The 14,275-nt window shown below is 67.3% G+C and carries 16 protein-coding genes and 1 pseudogene; 6 read left to right on the plus strand and 11 right to left on the minus strand.

Translation table 11 applies throughout. The features are described 5' to 3' along the window. The first annotated feature begins 2 nt into the window (after nucleotides 1-2). A complete protein-coding gene (locus FPV16_RS12985) occupies nucleotides 3-731 on the plus strand; it encodes a hypothetical protein (RefSeq protein ID WP_227438687.1) in 729 nt (242 codons plus the stop codon). Nucleotides 732-756: 25 nt separating this feature from the next. Then, the gene (locus FPV16_RS12990; protein WP_227438689.1) at nucleotides 757-1,185 is read left to right on the plus strand and encodes a cupin domain-containing protein; all 429 of its coding nucleotides are present in this window, start codon (nucleotides 757-759) and stop codon (nucleotides 1,183-1,185) included. Between the two features lie 35 nt (nucleotides 1,186-1,220). On the opposite strand, the gene FPV16_RS12995 is transcribed toward FPV16_RS12990, so the two are convergent. The 3 genes from FPV16_RS12995 to FPV16_RS13005 form a co-directional block, all read right to left on the minus strand. Next, the gene (locus tag FPV16_RS12995; protein ID WP_227438691.1) at nucleotides 1,221-2,525 is read right to left on the minus strand and encodes an HlyC/CorC family transporter; all 1,305 of its coding nucleotides are present in this window, start codon (nucleotides 2,523-2,525) and stop codon (nucleotides 1,221-1,223) included. Nucleotides 2,526-2,726: 201 nt separating this feature from the next. Next, nucleotides 2,727-3,845 (minus strand): 3-dehydroquinate synthase, encoded by a 1,119-nt coding sequence (gene aroB, locus FPV16_RS13000; RefSeq protein WP_227438693.1) that lies wholly within the window; start codon nucleotides 3,843-3,845, stop codon nucleotides 2,727-2,729. After that, nucleotides 3,842-4,465: a shikimate kinase gene (locus tag FPV16_RS13005; RefSeq protein ID WP_227438695.1), complete on the minus strand. Its 624-nt coding sequence runs from the start codon at nucleotides 4,463-4,465 to the stop codon at nucleotides 3,842-3,844. Before FPV16_RS13005 ends, aroB begins: the two co-directional genes overlap by 4 nt. Before the next feature lie 322 nt (nucleotides 4,466-4,787). On the opposite strand from FPV16_RS13005, the gene FPV16_RS13010 reads away from it, so the two are divergent. Next, entirely contained in the window at nucleotides 4,788-4,940 is a 153-nt protein-coding gene (locus tag FPV16_RS13010; protein WP_227438697.1) for a histidine kinase, read from the plus strand. A gap of 35 nt (nucleotides 4,941-4,975) precedes the next feature. Beyond that, the gene (locus FPV16_RS13015) at nucleotides 4,976-5,932 is read left to right on the plus strand and encodes a site-specific tyrosine recombinase XerD (protein WP_227438784.1); all 957 of its coding nucleotides are present in this window, start codon (nucleotides 4,976-4,978) and stop codon (nucleotides 5,930-5,932) included. Between the two features lie 21 nt (nucleotides 5,933-5,953). Here the strand turns inward: FPV16_RS13015 and FPV16_RS13020 are convergent, their stop codons facing one another. From FPV16_RS13020 to FPV16_RS13030, 3 genes are all read right to left on the minus strand, one after another. Continuing rightward, on the minus strand, nucleotides 5,954-6,985 hold the full coding sequence (locus FPV16_RS13020) for a helix-turn-helix domain-containing protein (RefSeq protein WP_227438698.1): 1,032 nt from the start codon (nucleotides 6,983-6,985) through the stop codon (nucleotides 5,954-5,956). 359 nt (nucleotides 6,986-7,344) lie between these two features. After that, complete coding sequence (locus FPV16_RS13025) at nucleotides 7,345-8,523, minus strand: AI-2E family transporter (RefSeq protein WP_227438700.1); 1,179 nt, start codon at nucleotides 8,521-8,523, stop codon at nucleotides 7,345-7,347. Between the two features lie 137 nt (nucleotides 8,524-8,660). Beyond that, nucleotides 8,661-9,152 carry a molybdenum cofactor biosynthesis protein MoaE gene (locus FPV16_RS13030; RefSeq protein ID WP_227438701.1) on the minus strand — a complete coding sequence of 164 codons (492 nt, stop codon included), beginning with the start codon at nucleotides 9,150-9,152 and terminating at the stop codon, nucleotides 8,661-8,663. Nucleotides 9,153-9,377: 225 nt separating this feature from the next. Between FPV16_RS13030 and FPV16_RS13035 the strand changes: the two genes are divergently transcribed. Then, nucleotides 9,378-10,397 (plus strand): gamma carbonic anhydrase family protein, encoded by a 1,020-nt coding sequence (locus tag FPV16_RS13035; protein WP_227438703.1) that lies wholly within the window; start codon nucleotides 9,378-9,380, stop codon nucleotides 10,395-10,397. Between the two features lie 28 nt (nucleotides 10,398-10,425). Here the strand turns inward: FPV16_RS13035 and FPV16_RS13040 are convergent, their stop codons facing one another. Further along, on the minus strand, nucleotides 10,426-10,758 hold the full coding sequence (locus tag FPV16_RS13040; protein ID WP_227438704.1) for a hypothetical protein: 333 nt from the start codon (nucleotides 10,756-10,758) through the stop codon (nucleotides 10,426-10,428). A gap of 359 nt (nucleotides 10,759-11,117) precedes the next feature. On the opposite strand from FPV16_RS13040, the gene FPV16_RS13045 reads away from it, so the two are divergent. Next, complete coding sequence (locus FPV16_RS13045) at nucleotides 11,118-11,990, plus strand: DUF3108 domain-containing protein (protein WP_227438705.1); 873 nt, start codon at nucleotides 11,118-11,120, stop codon at nucleotides 11,988-11,990. Nucleotides 11,991-12,131: 141 nt separating this feature from the next. On the opposite strand, the gene FPV16_RS13050 is transcribed toward FPV16_RS13045, so the two are convergent. From FPV16_RS13050 to FPV16_RS13060, 4 genes and pseudogenes are all read right to left on the minus strand, one after another. Beyond that, nucleotides 12,132-12,701 (minus strand): pyridoxamine 5'-phosphate oxidase family protein, encoded by a 570-nt coding sequence (locus FPV16_RS13050; protein WP_227438707.1) that lies wholly within the window; start codon nucleotides 12,699-12,701, stop codon nucleotides 12,132-12,134. A gap of 19 nt (nucleotides 12,702-12,720) precedes the next feature. Then, nucleotides 12,721-13,083 carry a helix-turn-helix domain-containing protein gene (locus FPV16_RS13055; RefSeq protein ID WP_227438708.1) on the minus strand — a complete coding sequence of 121 codons (363 nt, stop codon included), beginning with the start codon at nucleotides 13,081-13,083 and terminating at the stop codon, nucleotides 12,721-12,723. Nucleotides 13,084-13,178: 95 nt separating this feature from the next. After that, nucleotides 13,179-13,307 (minus strand): annotated as a pseudogene (locus FPV16_RS26415) (BrnT family toxin); the annotation flags it as partial. 175 nt (nucleotides 13,308-13,482) lie between these two features. Continuing rightward, a complete protein-coding gene (locus FPV16_RS13060; protein ID WP_227438710.1) occupies nucleotides 13,483-14,100 on the minus strand; it encodes a TetR/AcrR family transcriptional regulator in 618 nt (205 codons plus the stop codon). Nucleotides 14,101-14,275: the final 175 nt, after the last annotated feature.

Raw genomic sequence — 14,275 nt, forward strand, 5'->3', positions numbered from 1 at the left:
TTGTGTGCTGCGCCGCTCTGCTCGGCTTGCTCGTGGGAGCCACTCCCGGTCTTGCGCAGGAGGATGCCGGCGCGGCGATGGGCGAGACCGAGGCTCCGGTGGCCAAGCCCAAGCCGAAACGAAAGCCCAAACCGAAACCCGTCGCCAAGCCTCCCGAGACCTTTCCGGCGGCTCCCGTGGCGATGCCGGCCGCCACTATCGCCCCCGTGAAGCTGCCTGAGCTCATCGTGGTCTGCGACAACGGTCAGGGCGCGTTCTACGAAGGGCAGGGCACCGTCTCTCTCTGGGTGACGCGCAGCGGCGCCATCACCGTCGACAACCCGCTTCGCCCGCTGACGCCGGAGACCACGCGGGTGCTGCAGGTCGTCATCGGCAACAAGGCCGCCACCGCCTTCGGCCCCGATCTCCTCGCCCTGCGACGGGGCGGCAGTCCCGCCGCCCTGGAGGCGACGACGGGCGGACCGGTGCGCTGGGACGCACAGCTCACGGTGCTGCCCGATTTCCTCAACATCGTCTCCGAGGCCGGCGAGGGTCTGGCACGCCTCGATTACCGCCGCTGCGGCGATGCCCCGGAGGTGAAGGTGGCGCCGGTCGCCAAGGCGAAGCCCAAGCCCGTGGCGAAAGCGCCGCGTCCTCCCAAGGCTTCCACCGCCGAGGGAGCGGGACGTGGGGAGGCCGCCGCCCCTCGCGGCCTGCAATTGCCGCAGGGCGCCATTCCGGCCGGCCAATAATGATCGCGGCACGAGGGAGAACGCTATGAAAGCCGCAGAGGTGATCGCCAAGCTGGGGCTCCAGCCGCACCCGGAGGGCGGCCATTATCGCGAAACGTTTCGCGATCCGACCGAGGTCGATGGCCGTTCGGTGGGCAGCGCGATCTACTACCTCCTCGATCTCGGTGAGACCTCGGAATGGCACCGGGTCGATGCGTCCGAGATCTGGTTCTGGCATGCCGGGGCGCCGATGGTGATCACCACGAGCCCGAACGGGCACGATGCCGCCGCCACCTATCTCGGTCCCGACCTCGCCCATGGCCAGCAGCCGCAGATCGTGGTGCCGGCGGGACATTGGCAGACCGCCACGAGCCTCGGAGCGTGGACATTGGTAAGCTGCACCGTCTCCCCGGCCTTCCGGTTCGAAGGGTTCGAGATGGCGCCGCCGGGCTGGCGGCCGGTGCCGCGCGGCTGAGGGAGGCGCGTTTCTCCGTTCGCCTTGCCGGGAGCCTAGCCCTCGATCTCGTCGTTCTTCGCGATCATCGGCACCAGCGGGGTGATCCGCAGGGCGGTGATGCGGTTCTTGGCCTTGCGCAGGACCTGAAACCGGAAGCCGTGGAAGTTGAAGGCGGTGCCGGTGTCGGGGATCGCCCGCGCCTCGTGGATGACGAGGCCGGCGATGGTCGTCGCCTCCTCGTCGGGCAGGTTCCAATCCATGGCACGGTTGAGGTCGCGGATGGCGACGGAGCCGTCGGCATTCACCGAACCGTCCCCCTGGGGGCGAACCCCGGAGACCGCGACGTCGTGCTCGTCGGCGATGTCGCCGACGATCTCCTCCAGGATGTCTTCCAGCGTGACCAAGCCCATCACCTCGCCGTACTCGTCGACGACGAGGGCGAAATGGGTCTTCTTGGTGAGGAAAGCCTTGAGCTGGTCGCGCAGGCTCGTCGTGTCGGGCACGAACCAGGTCTCGAGCGCCAGGGCCTCGACCTTCAGACCGGAGGCGTCGCCCCCGGCGGCGTCGAGCGCGCGCAGCAGGTCTTTGGCGTGGAGCACGCCGATGATGTTCTCGGAGGTGCCGCGCCAGAGCGGCATGCGGGTGTAGGGCGAGGACAGCACCTCCCGCACGATCTCCTCCGAGGGGAGGTCGGCATTGATGGTGCGCATCTTCGTGCGATGCACCATGACCTCGGAGACGGACAATTCGTGAAGGTCGAGCAGGCCGCCGAGCATGTCGCGCTCGGCCTTGGCGACGCCGCCCTCGCGGTGGAGCAGGGCGACCTGCCCGCGAATCTCCTCGGTGGGCGAGAGGATGGACTGGTGCTTCCCGATACTGATGCCGAAGGGGCGCAGCATCAGCCGCACCAGCTTCTCGATGGCGATGGCCGCCGGGCCGAGGAGCGCCACCGCGAAGGCCACGGGCCGCGCCATCACCAGGGCGGCCTGATCCGGCTTGTTGATGGCGAGGGTCTTCGGCAGCACCTCGGCGAAGACGATGACGAGGACCGACATCACGCCGGTGGCATAGAGCACCCCGCTCTTGCCGAAGATCGTGGTCAGCACGCTCGTGGTGAAGGCCGAGGCGCCGATGGCGACGATGTTGTAGCCGATCAGCATCGCGCCGATGAACCGCTCGCGCGAGGCGAGGATGCGGTTGACGAGGCGTGCTCGCAGATCGCCGCTATTCTCGAGAGAGAGCATCCGCGCCCGGGACGCCGCGGTGAAGGCGGTCTCGGCCCCCGCGAAGAAGGCCGAGAGCAGCAGCGACATCACCACGATGCTCGCGGCGAGCCAGAGGTCGGTATGCGTGTCCATCAGGCCGTCGTCGCACCAAACCGTGCCACACCGGCACGGTGCCGGTCTTGGCGAGCCCCTCTCATATACCAACCCACCACCGAAGCGATGCCATGGCGCCTGACTGGACCAGCGAGGTTGTCATGGCCTGCTTGCCTGGCCCGGCCGCCTGGCGTCAGGTGGTGTCCCTGACGCGACGTACGGGACAAGGACGCGATCCGGTCACGCTCCGCGCAGCTCGTCCTGGAGAAAAGCCTTCACCTCGGCGCGGTCGATGCCCGGTGCGATGAAGCTCTGGCCGATCCCGCGGGCGAGGATGAAGGTCAGCGCCCCGTCACGGACCTTCTTGTCCTGGGCCATGGCCTCGAGGATGGAATCGGCATCGCCGCATCCGCCGGGGACGGCCTGGAGGCGGGTGGGCAGGCCGGCCAGGGCCAGATGGTTGGCCACGCGGCCGGCATCCTGGCCGGGGCAGAGGCCGAGACGGGCCGAGAAGCGGAAAGCAAGGGCCAGGCCGATCGCGACGCCCTCGCCGTGGACGAGGCGGGCGGATTCGTAGCCGGTGAGACGCTCCAGGGCATGGCCGAACGTATGGCCGAGGTTGAGCAGGGCGCGCTCGCCGTCCTCACGTTCGTCGCGCACCACGACGCCGGCCTTGGCCCGGCAGCAGATCGCCACCGCCTCGTCGCGCTCTGATCCACCGGCGAAGATGCCGGCCCAGTTGGCCTCGCACCAGTCGAAGAAGCCGGAATCGGCGATGAGGCCGTATTTCGCCACCTCGGCGTAGCCCGCGCGCATCTCGCGCTCGGACAGGGTGTCGAGGGTGGCGGTATCGGCCAGGACCAAGCGCGGCTGGTGGAAGGCGCCGATGAGATTTTTACCGAGGGGCGAGTTGATACCGGTCTTGCCGCCCACCGAGGAATCGACCTGGGAGAGCAGGGTCGTCGGCGCCTGGACGAAGCGGACGCCGCGCCGGAGCGTCGCCGCCGCGAAGCCCGCGAGATCGCCGACCACGCCGCCGCCGAGGGCCACCACGAGGTCGTTGCGCTCGATCCGGTGGGCGAGGAGCCCGTCGCAGACCTGGGCATAGACCGCATAGCTCTTCGAGGCCTCGCCCGGCGCGACGGTGACGAGGCCGGAGCGCAGGCCCGCCGCCTCCAGGCTCGCGCGCAGGCGTTCGCCGTAGAGCGCCGAGACGGTCTCGTCGGTGACGATGGCGGCGGCACGGCCGCCAAGGGCGGCCACGCGGGCACCGGCCTCGTCGAGGAGGCCCCGGCCGATATGGATCTCGTAGTCGCGGCCCTGGTCGAGGGGGACGTGGACCGTCTGTCCGTCACTCACTGCGCGGCGACGCCTTGGTTCGAGGGGCCGTTGAGATAGGCATCGAGGGCCTCCATCACGTCCTCCACCACGCGATCGTGCGACACGTCGCGTGAGGGGATCATCACGTCGGCACTGCCATAGACGGGATGCCGGATCTCCATCAACTGCCGCATCGTCTCCTCCGGGTCGTCGGTCTGGAGCAGGGGGCGGTTACCGCGCTTGCGCACGCGGCGCATCAGCACGTCGAGCTCCGCCTTCAGCCAGACCGAGACACCGCCTTGCGCGATCCGCGCCCGCGTCGCCTCGCGCATGAAGGCGCCCCCGCCGGTGGCCAGCACCAGCGGCCCCTCACGGATGAGCCGGGCGATCACGCGCTCCTCGCCCTCGCGAAAGCTCGGCTCGCCGTAGATGGCGAAGATGTCCGGGATCGTGAGATGGGCCGCCGCTTCGATCTCGTTGTCCGCATCCTTGAACATCAGCCCGAGGCGCGCCGCCAGGCGCCGCCCCACCGTGCTTTTGCCAGCGCCCATGAGACCGACGAGCACGATCGAGCGCGCGCCGAGGGCACGGCGGAGCCTGACTTCGATGGGATCGGCGGCGATGTCGCCTCCCGATGGCTCAGTCTCGGTCTCGGTCATCGTTAAAGTCTTGATACACGTCTTCACGCGATCCTAGCGCGTTTCACCCTCCGGGCGAAGCGAGGCCGTAAGGCGCGGCGCGATTCTTCCCAGGGCGTGTTTCTTTCAGGCAGGCTTCCCCGGTCCGCGAAGCCGTCCCGGACCGGTGAGGCCGATCGCCGCTCGGCGGCCCCGAACCTCTTGCGGCGCACCCTGTGGCTCCGAAGTCCTTGCCATCGCGCGCCCGGCATGGTGCAAACCCTTGGCTTGGCTGTTCAATGATCTGCTCGCCGGCCGACGCCGTCCATTTTCGCCGAGTTCCCTCCGACCGAGGTTCGTCCGAGTGCCGACCCTGTTTCGTTTCCTCGCCACGCTCGCCGTCCTCGGTGGATTGGTCTTCGCGGGCATGTTCGCGCTCGCTACCTTCGTTCAGCCCACGCCCCGGGAAATGAGCGTCAGCATTCCCGCCGCGAAGCTGCAGCCGCCGGGCCGGTGACGGCGTCGGATAAGGCCGATGAATTGGCCGATGAGGTGGCGGGTGCCGAAGGTCCGGACCTCATCGTCGCCTATCTCGAGATGCTCGCGGCGGAGCGTGGCGCCGCCGCCAACACGCTCGCCGCCTATCGCCGCGACCTCGACCATTACCTCGCGGCCCTGTCCGCCTCGGGACGCGATCCGCTCGATACCGATGCAAGCGAGGTCCGTGCCTATCTGGCGGATCTCGAGACCCAAGGGCTGAAAGCCTCGTCCGCCGCGCGCCGGCTGTCCTGCATTCGCGGCTTCCACAAGTTCCTCTACGCCGAGGGCCTTGCTGACACCGATCCGAGCGCGCCGGTGGGTGGACCGCGCAGGGGGCGCACCCTGCCCAAGGTGCTGTCGGTGTCCGAGGTCGACGACCTTCTGCGCACCGCCCGCGAGCGGGCCGTGGCGCCGCAGGCCGAGGACGTGCCGGGCGAGCGGCGGCGCGCGGTACGGATGCTGTGCCTGCTCGAAACCCTCTACGCCACCGGCCTGCGCGTATCGGAACTCGTCGCCCTGCCACGCTCGGCCGCCACGACGAAGCAGCGCTACCTCGTGGTGAAGGGCAAGGGCGGGCGCGAGCGGCTGGTGCCGCTCACCGATCTCGCGCGCGCCGCCATGCGCGAGCACCTGACCCATCTCACCGGCGACGGTCCCTTCCTGTTCCCGTCCGACAGCGAGAGCGGGCACCTGACCCGGCAGGCTTTCGCCCGAGACCTCAAGAGTGCGGCGGCGGCGGCCGGGATCCGTGAGGACCGCGTGAGCCCCCACGTACTGCGCCACGCCTTCGCCAGCCATCTCCTGCAGAACGGGGCCGATCTCAGGATCGTGCAGGAGCTTCTGGGCCATGCCGACATCTCGACGACCCAGATCTATACGCATGTCCTCGACGAGCGCCTGAAGAGCATGGTCCGTGATCTCCACCCGCTCATGGACGAGCCCGCCGAATCCGGTACCACGCCCGCGTGACTCGGGCGCTTCGACATCGACTCAAAAGGAGATCCGTCTTCCCCTGCTGACCGCGATGGTTGTCTCATCGAAAAATGAGAACACGATACCCGCGCTGCGAAGGGCGCCGATCGCCTGATTGCGGTTGGCCACCGAGACGGAGGTGATGCAGCCTTCGAGCCGCCGGATCGTCGAAAGCGATACGCCCGAGGCTCTGCTCAGATCTGTCATCGACCAGTCGAGCAGCGCGCGCGCCGCGCGGATATGCCCTGCTTCGAGGCGCTGTTCGAGGCCGAGCCGAAGGCGGCCGGTGGGCCTGATCCGCAACTGGATCGGACCGATGAAGTTGGTCCAGCTTTCGACATGCCCCGCATCGTTCAGCAGGGGAACCAGCATCATGCGGTATCTCGCGATGTCGCCGTTCGCCAGCCTCAGATTCGGCAGCACTTGCGCGAGGCGCCGGGACAGGTACAGCCCCTCCATCCGTTCCCTCCATTGCGAGCCGTCCTCCTTCACGAACGGCCGGGTGGGGTCCTGCAGCAGATCTCCCTCGGGCAGGCCGACAAGGTCGAGCCATTCCTGCGAGAACTTGTTGAACGGAAACACGAAGGTGGTCGATGTGAAGGCCCGGACCGACTCGAAGATCGCCCGATCTCGCTGCCGCTGCGCCGCTTCGGCGCGTGCGAGCAGGGCAGGGTCGCTGATGTCGACGAGGGTGCCGTGGGCGCTCAAGGGCCGCCCATCGTGCGCGGTGGTCACCTCCACGCGGCTCATGACGGTACAGATTCCGGAATCCGGCCTGACGATGCGGAAGGTCGAGGGCGGTACCGTTTCCGATTGCCTGACGAAACCGGGTTCCATGGTCCGCGGGCGGTCTTCAGGATGGATGAGCTTGAACAGAAGTGCGTAATCGGGCCGGACGAGGCCGTCGGGAATCCCGAGGATCGGATAGAGTCCGGATGACCAGAAATGTGTGCTCTCGACAAAGTTCCAACGCCAATGACCAACACTGACAAAGTGTTTGGCTATGTCCGGAACGTCATACGATAGGTTCTTTAGTATGCCGCCGTGCATTGTGAGACCGCAAACTCACGATGATCGTCGGAGATGGGACGGAGCCAGGGGGCCGAAACGACGATCTGAACTAATTGATATATAACTTTTGATAGTATCGCAATATTCCTTTCGGAAATATTCTTACTGCGATGCGAAATCGCGGGCCGATTGCCGATCTCATCGGCCCGCCCTGCCTATGCTCCTTTGCGAGCGTGGTCCGACCTCTGTCATGGGCTTTCGATGATCTCCCATCGTCACTGGAACACGGACGGCCATTTGGGCGATCAATTCGGATCCCATGGGCGGATCGTCGATCCCATCCGACTCCGCGCGGTCGTTTCCGGCGGCGGCGTCACGCCGATCCGCCGGGTCCACCCTCAAACCTCCGCGTCTTCGTCGAGCGTGTCCTCGATGTAGACCTGTTCCAGCACGACCTTGATCACCGCCATCAGCGGCAGCGCCAGGGCGATGCCCCACAGGCCGAACAGGACGCCGAGCACGAGCTGGCCGGCAAAGATGGTGGCCGGCGGGATGTCCAGCGCCCGCTTTTGGATGAAGGGCGTCAGTCCGTAGCTCTCGAGGCACTGCACGACGAGGTAGACGCCGAAGGCGCCGAGCGCCGCGTTGGTGCCGGAGGCGAGGCCCGCCAGCACGATGATGACGCCGGCGATCAGCGGGCCGATGGTGGGGATGAAGGCGAGGAGCCCCGCCTGCAGGCCGAGGATGAGGGCGCCGCCGATGCCGAGGAAGCTCAGTCCCGCCCAGATGCAGACGAAGATCACCGCCATGGTGATGAGCTGGCCGAACAGCCAATGCCGCAGGGTCTCGCCCATGCCATTGAGGAGGGCGGTGGCGCGGGGGCGATAGCGGGGCGGCACGAATCTCACGGCGCCGTCGCGGTAGCTGGCGGGATCGGCCGCGCAGGCGAGACCGAGGAACACGATCACCAGGACGTTGCCCAGCGCGCTGAACAGCCCGGTGACGACGGCGGCCGCCGGTCCCAGCACACTGCCGGCATCGGAGAGGAGGGAGCCGGGGCTCTTGATCGCCCCCGAGGCGAGGCCGCCGAGGCCCCCGGCCTTCTTGTCCTTGTCGGTGTCCTGGGCTTTATCGGTCTCCTTGGCTTTATCGGTGTCCTGATCGCTCGACGTCGGCTCCGGTGCGGAGAAGGCCGGCAGGTCGATCCCGTATTCCTTCAGGCGGTCACGGACCGACCCCGCCTGTTTCGTGATGGTCTGGCCGAGTTCCCGGCCTTGCTGCACCACAGTGGCGCCGCCGAAGGCGAGGAAGCCGAGGGTGAGGCCGCCGAGGATCAGGCTGACGATGGTGAGCCGGAGCCCGCGACCGAGCCCGATCACCTGGCCGAGCAGACGCGTCAGCCCGTCGAGGAAGACCCCGAGCAGGATGCCGGCGAAGATCAGGAGCAGGGTCGAGGCGGCAGTCCAGGCGAGGATCAGCAGAGCGATGAACGCCACCACCGCGATTCCCGAGGCCGCCGGCGACCAGTTGGCGGGGTGTGGACCCGGCTCGTCCTTGATCGGCGTACCCTGCTGCATTTGCTTGCCCCTTCGCGCGGCCTACCACGCGCCCGCTGCGACCGGGCGCGTGAAACCCGTCACAGGCAAGGGGCACGCGGCAGGCGGCGCGCCCTCGTCTGTGGATGGACCGGAGGCGAATCGCCGCCGGTTCGCCCTCACGCCCAGCGTGACGCGGCCTCGTCGTCGGCGCCCGTGGCCTCGACCCAGCCCCCCGTGGTGCCGTTGGCCAGATGCTCGCGCTTCCAGAACGGGGCCTTCGTCTTGAGATAGTCCATGAGGAAGCTCGCCGCCTCGAAAGCAGCCACGCGGTGGCTTGCCGCCGTCACCACGAGGACGATGCCGTCGCCCGGCGCGACGAGGCCGTGCCGGTGGATCACCCGCACGGCCTGGAGCGGCCAGCGATCCTGAGCCGCCTCCACCACCCGACCGATCTCCGCCTCGGCCATGCCGGGATAATGTTCGAGTTCGAGCCCGGTCAGGCGCCCGCCCTCATCGCGGCACAGGCCGGTGAACGTGACGATCGCCCCGGTCCTGCCCCGGAGAGTCTCGTTCAAGTCCGCCATCTCCGCGGCCACGTCGAAGGGCGCGCTCTGAATGCTGATCGCGGCTGCGCCCCGATCGTCCGCCGTCGTCTCGCCTGCTGACATCCGTCGATTCCTTGACGCATCGGCGCGAAAGCCCTCGCGACCGGGTTTGATCCCCCTTAAGGGATGCGCGAGATTGCAAAGTCCGCGCGGCGGTTCCACGCTGTTGCCCATCGGTCCGTCAACGGCATCCAGGCGCCCGGCCTTACCACTCGATCGGCATGGGTTCCATGCCCCGGCGCTCCCATACCCGGTCCGCGCCACCGGCTTCGAAGGAACCCCCCTCGCGTGACGCCTGAGTTGATCCTGCCCCATGACGGCGTCCTGCCGGTCTTTTCGGCCCGCCCGGTCTGGTGCGGACGCGGAAGCACGGTCATCGGTGCCGCAACGATCGGTGCCCAGGCCTGGCTCGGCGACGACAGCGTGATCCGCGCCGACGGCGAGGCGGTGACCGTCGGCGAGCGCTTCTGGCTCGGCCATCGCTCCACGCTCCATATCGCCACCGATTCGCACCCCACCCTCGTCGGCGACCGGGTGACGGTGGGCCGCAACGCCGTGGTCCATGCCTGCACGGTGGGGTCCGACGTGGTGATCGAGGACGACGTCATCGTCCTCGACGGCGCCACCGTGGAGGACGGGGTGCTCATCGAGGCCGGTGCCACCGTCTTCCCGCGCTCGCACCTCGCCGCGGGCTTCGCCTATGCCGGCAGCCCGGCGAAACCCCAGCGTCCCGTCACCCCGGCCGAGATCGCCGAGCGGGCCGAGCGTGTACGCGAGGCCACGGGAGATAGCCCGTCGCCCGTGGCCGGCGACGAGATCGATGTCGATCCCAGCGTCTACGTCGCCAGCACGGCGCGCCTGCGCGGCCGCATCGCCCTCGGCGCGGGGTCGAGCGTGCTGTTCTCCTGCGACCTGCATGCGGAGGTCGGCCCCATCCTCGTCGGCGCCGACACCAACATCCAGGACAATACCGTCATCCGCGCGCGGGCCGAGGGCGTCGTCATCGGGCGCGACACCACGATCGCGCATAACGTGCGGATGGCCGATTGCCGCATCGGCGCGCGCAGCCTCATCTGCATCGGCTGTGTGCTCGCCCCCGGCACCGTGGTGGCCGACGACGTGCTGCTGGCCGGCGGCTCCACCACCGATCCGGGCCAGCTCCTCGAGAGCGGCTATCTCTGGGGTGGCCGCCCCGCCCGCATCCTCAGCCCCCTCGACGCGGACAAGCGCGCGATGATGACCCGCATCGTCGCCGGCTATTGCGAGCATGGGCGGGTGTATCGGCAGATGGAGAACGGTGCGGTCTGAAGCGGCTTCCGCAGCGAGCCGAGCCGCGTCAGTGGAGAGCGTCGTTGCGATCTCGCGCGCTGTTCCTGACATAGGAAACGGCGGCGATCGTCTTGTAGACCAGGGAAATGACCACGACACACGACGCCGTGATGATCAGAATGACAGAGGTGAGCTGATAAAGGATCATCCCGCCTGTCGGGGCGAGCGTCTTTCCCGAAGGAGACGGGATGACGTGCGGAAGCGACAGGTCGTAAATCCCATAGAAAGCGCCGATGATCGTCAGGATCGAGATTGCCAGGGCGCGCAGGGAGCCTTCGGTTTTGATCAGCCAAATCGGAAGCAAGAATAAAAGCGCAATAGGAATTAGAAGGAGAAGCATTTCAGCCTCAGGAAGACGATTTATATTTATGAATTTGATCATTTAAGGTGTAATATATCTTATTGTAGCAAATAATCTCGCATTGATTGATCTCACGCGGGAGCCAATTTACCATCGACAGAAGTAAATATAAAAAGTTATAGCCTCGTCTTGTGTCGATGAATCACGGTGGCGCCTCGTGAAGGCAATGCGTGCCGACGTCAATCGGTATTCATCCGAAAGCGGGCATCATCCTGGGCGCGGGGATCGACGCGAACCCGCATCCGTCGTTGCGGGCATGCCATGCGATCGGTGCAGATTCGCACCGCCCCGGACCGCGGCATCGTTCTAGATTTTATGGGGTTCAGGAAGGTAGGCGCATGACCGTTGCTTTCGGGAGCGCTCGCACGGCCCGGTCCGTCCTTCGGGGTGGCGCCGTGCTGTCGGTCATCGCCGCGATGGCTCCCGCTTCGGCCGCTCCCGAACCGCAGCGCTTCTCCATCACCTATCGCCTGTCGTTCCTCGACCTTCCCGTGGGCGAGGCCACTCTCGCCGTGGATCAGGCGGGTGGGCGCTATGCCTACGATCTGAAAGCGGGCCTGCGCGGTCTTGTCGGTGTCTTCTTCGAGGGATCGGGGACGGCGTCCGCATCGGGGGAGCGGTCGCGGACCGGAGCGCTCACCGGTACGTTCCGGTCAGAGAGTCTCTATGGCCGCAAGCCGGTCCAGGTCTCCATGGTCCTGTCGGGCGGACGCGCGCATGACGAAAGGGTGGAGCCGCCCCCGACTCCGACGCCCGACCGGATTCCTGTGGCGCCGCAGGACAAGGTCGGCGTCGTCGATCCCCTGACCATGCTGGCGATCCCGCTCGGCGCGACGCCCCTCGACGCGACCCTCTGCGAGCGGCGCATCCCCGTCTTCAACGGGGTGGCACGGGCGGATATCGTCCTCTCGCGCGGGGCGCTGGTGACCGTCCATGAGGGACCCTATCGCGGTCCGGCGCTCGATTGCCGGGTGCGCTGGGTGCCGGTCTCGGGTCACCGTCCCAATGGAAGCAGCGTGCGCCGCATGGCCGAGAACGACGACATACGCGTGCGGTTCGCACCCGTTCCCGGCGGCGCGATGCTGTTGCCGCTCACGATCTCCCTGGCCACCGGCTGGGGCCAGGCGGGGATCGCGGCGACGCAATGGGGGGCGCCGCTCACAGCCGGCGGACGCGGCGCGGTGAAGGTCCACCTGCCCAACGCCCGCTGAGACGACGGACGCTTCGCGTCTTCCTGCGCTGGACCCCGGCTCGCCGTCCGCCGGCGCTCCAGCCGGCCGGGGAAGGGACTGCGAGGAGACGGTGCGGAAGCCGGGATCCAGGGTGCGCCGCTTGCCCGACGCCGCGCGATATCAGCCCGCCACGTCCTCGTCGGCGAACAGCCCCGTCGGCAGCCCGTCCAGGCTGCGAGCGTTCTTCTGGCGGCGATAGGCGTCGAGTTCGGCCTCCGTCTTGGCCTGGGCCCAGCGGTCGAGGGTGGGACGTTCCTCGCGGTAATCGAACAGGGGCACCCCGAAGCCGCAGGAGGTCTGCACGAGATCGATGACGAGACGCACCATCTGACGCGCTCCGGACGGCTCCCAGCCGTCGAACGCATCCGAGAGGAGGCCGGAATAGGCCTCGCTGCCCCGCGCCAAAACCTCTCCGCACCCGTAGAGCCGCAGGATCGTCGGCGCGCCCTCGAAGGCGCAGAACATCAGCGTCAGCCGTCCATCCGCGCGCAGATGCGCAGCGGTCTCGTTGCCGCTGCCGGTGCGGTCGAGATACACGACGGTGTTCGGATCGATGACCCGGAACGTATCGGTGCCGCGCGGCGACAGGTTGATCCGCGTGCCCTCCGCCGCCGATGCGGTGAAGACGATATGCTGGCGCGCGATGAATTCGCGATGGCGCTCGTCGAGGGCCGGAAACTGCTTGGCCATGGATGTCTCTCTCGCTGCGCTACGCCGCCTCGGGACGTCCCGCCATGATCGCGCGCAGGGCTGCTTCGGGCTCGCGATCCAGGATGTTGAGAAGAGTGCGGACGTAGGGCGGGATCATGGTGCGGCCCTGTTCCCAGTTCTTGAGGGTCGCCAGAGGTGCGCCGATCACCTCGGCGAAGGTCGCCTGCGTCATGCCGAGGCGCTCGCGGATCATCCGAGGAGGCAGCATGATGGCCGCGCCATCGAGGTGGGACGGATCGTCCGGGTCGAACCCGTCCTCGATCATATAGCGGCGGATATCCTCCTCGGGGGTCGCGTCCAATCTGGCGCGATCGACCGTGACGGGACGTTTCAAGGCTTCTTCGAGTGTGATCTTTGCCATTCCGCGCGCTCCTTGCGGTTCGCTGGCCAAGCCGTGATGATCCATCGCGTATCGCCACGATAAGTGTCGACAACCGTGACGAAAACCTCGTTCATCTATCCGATGGCGATCATACGACCTTCTCCGTAATCCTGCCGCATGTCCGTCTTCACGAGGGCGGGACCCGCAAAAATCGTGACGGCGTCCGCGAAATCGATGCCGCGTTCCGTCAGAACCTTGCTCTGCTTGCTCGGATCTCAATCGAAGTTCATCCTGGGCTTCGCGTCTCCAGAAAGCTCCCCGCCCGCCTCTGCAGCCCAAGAGAAGGTGATTCCGCGGGAGTTTCGCGAGGAACAGATATACGCTGCCAGCGCCCCTCAGTAAGTAAACGCCGGGTTCCCTTGCTGCAACACGCGGTTCCTAGGGCCGCAGGAACCGCCCGACCAGCAGCCGCGCCAGGTCGCGCGGCGGTTCGGGGGTGAGGACGGCGAGCTTGTTGGAGGTGGAGAGGGAGGCGAGCCCGTGAAGGCCGGCCCAGAGAGTCGCCACCGCCTGTCGTCTCTCGCTCACATCCGGGATCATGGGTTCGAGCACCCCGTCGACGAGGTCGGTGGCGTGGGCGAGGGCGGCGGCGTACCAGTCGGGAAAGGCCGAATCCGGCGCCAGGGAACGCTCGAAGACGAGACTCCAGACACGAGGGTCCGAGGCCACGAATGCGAGATAGGCATCGGCCAGCGCGAGGGCGTTGTCGCGCGGGTCGGCATCGGGACGGATCGCGCCGGTGAGCGCCGCGTGCAGGCGCTCCAGGGTACGGGCGTTGACCCGCATCACCACCGCGTCGAGATCGCCGACGCCGTTATAGATCGAGTTCGGGGCGTAGCCGATCATCGAGGCGAGCCGACGCATGCCGAGGCCGCGCAGGCCCTCCATGCGCACCAGTCCCTCCGCCGCCTTGGTCACCAGGGCGGCGAATTCCTCGCGATTATGCTCGCCCCGCGGACCGGTCCCGCGCCGTGCCGGTTTGGTTGCCTTGGCCACTCTGTCCCGCCCTCGCGTGCCGTCCGGCACGCCACCACCGCATAGATTGCACGACGTGCAAAATCAATATTGCCGGCACCTCGGCCAGCGGCTAATTTGCACGTCGTTCAAAAATCTCGGCCGTGCCGGATTTGACGGTTCGTTACAGGGTGGGCAGTCATGGTCCGCCCCGAGG

Origin of the sequence: Methylobacterium sp. W2, from assembly GCF_020662345.1 — a bacterium.
GTDB lineage: Bacteria > Pseudomonadota > Alphaproteobacteria > Rhizobiales > Beijerinckiaceae > Methylobacterium.

Bases quoted from the DNA above. Each gene is read 5' to 3' on its own strand.
- FPV16_RS12990 (WP_227438689.1), top strand. From the start codon at position 757: ATGAAAGCCGCAGAGGTGATCGCCAAGCTGGGGCTCCAGCCGCACCCG.
- FPV16_RS12995 (WP_227438691.1), bottom strand. From the start codon at position 2,525: ATGGACACGCATACCGACCTCTGGCTCGCCGCGAGCATCGTGGTGATG.
- FPV16_RS13005 (WP_227438695.1), bottom strand. From the start codon at position 4,465: ATGACCGAGACCGAGACTGAGCCATCGGGAGGCGACATCGCCGCCGAT.
- FPV16_RS13020 (WP_227438698.1), bottom strand. From the start codon at position 6,985: ATGCACGGCGGCATACTAAAGAACCTATCGTATGACGTTCCGGACATA.
- FPV16_RS13025 (WP_227438700.1), bottom strand. From the start codon at position 8,523: ATGCAGCAGGGTACGCCGATCAAGGACGAGCCGGGTCCACACCCCGCC.
- FPV16_RS13030 (WP_227438701.1), bottom strand. From the start codon at position 9,152: ATGTCAGCAGGCGAGACGACGGCGGACGATCGGGGCGCAGCCGCGATC.
- FPV16_RS13040 (WP_227438704.1), bottom strand. From the start codon at position 10,758: ATGCTTCTCCTTCTAATTCCTATTGCGCTTTTATTCTTGCTTCCGATT.
- FPV16_RS13045 (WP_227438705.1), top strand. From the start codon at position 11,118: ATGACCGTTGCTTTCGGGAGCGCTCGCACGGCCCGGTCCGTCCTTCGG.
- FPV16_RS13050 (WP_227438707.1), bottom strand. From the start codon at position 12,701: ATGGCCAAGCAGTTTCCGGCCCTCGACGAGCGCCATCGCGAATTCATC.
- FPV16_RS13055 (WP_227438708.1), bottom strand. From the start codon at position 13,083: ATGGCAAAGATCACACTCGAAGAAGCCTTGAAACGTCCCGTCACGGTC.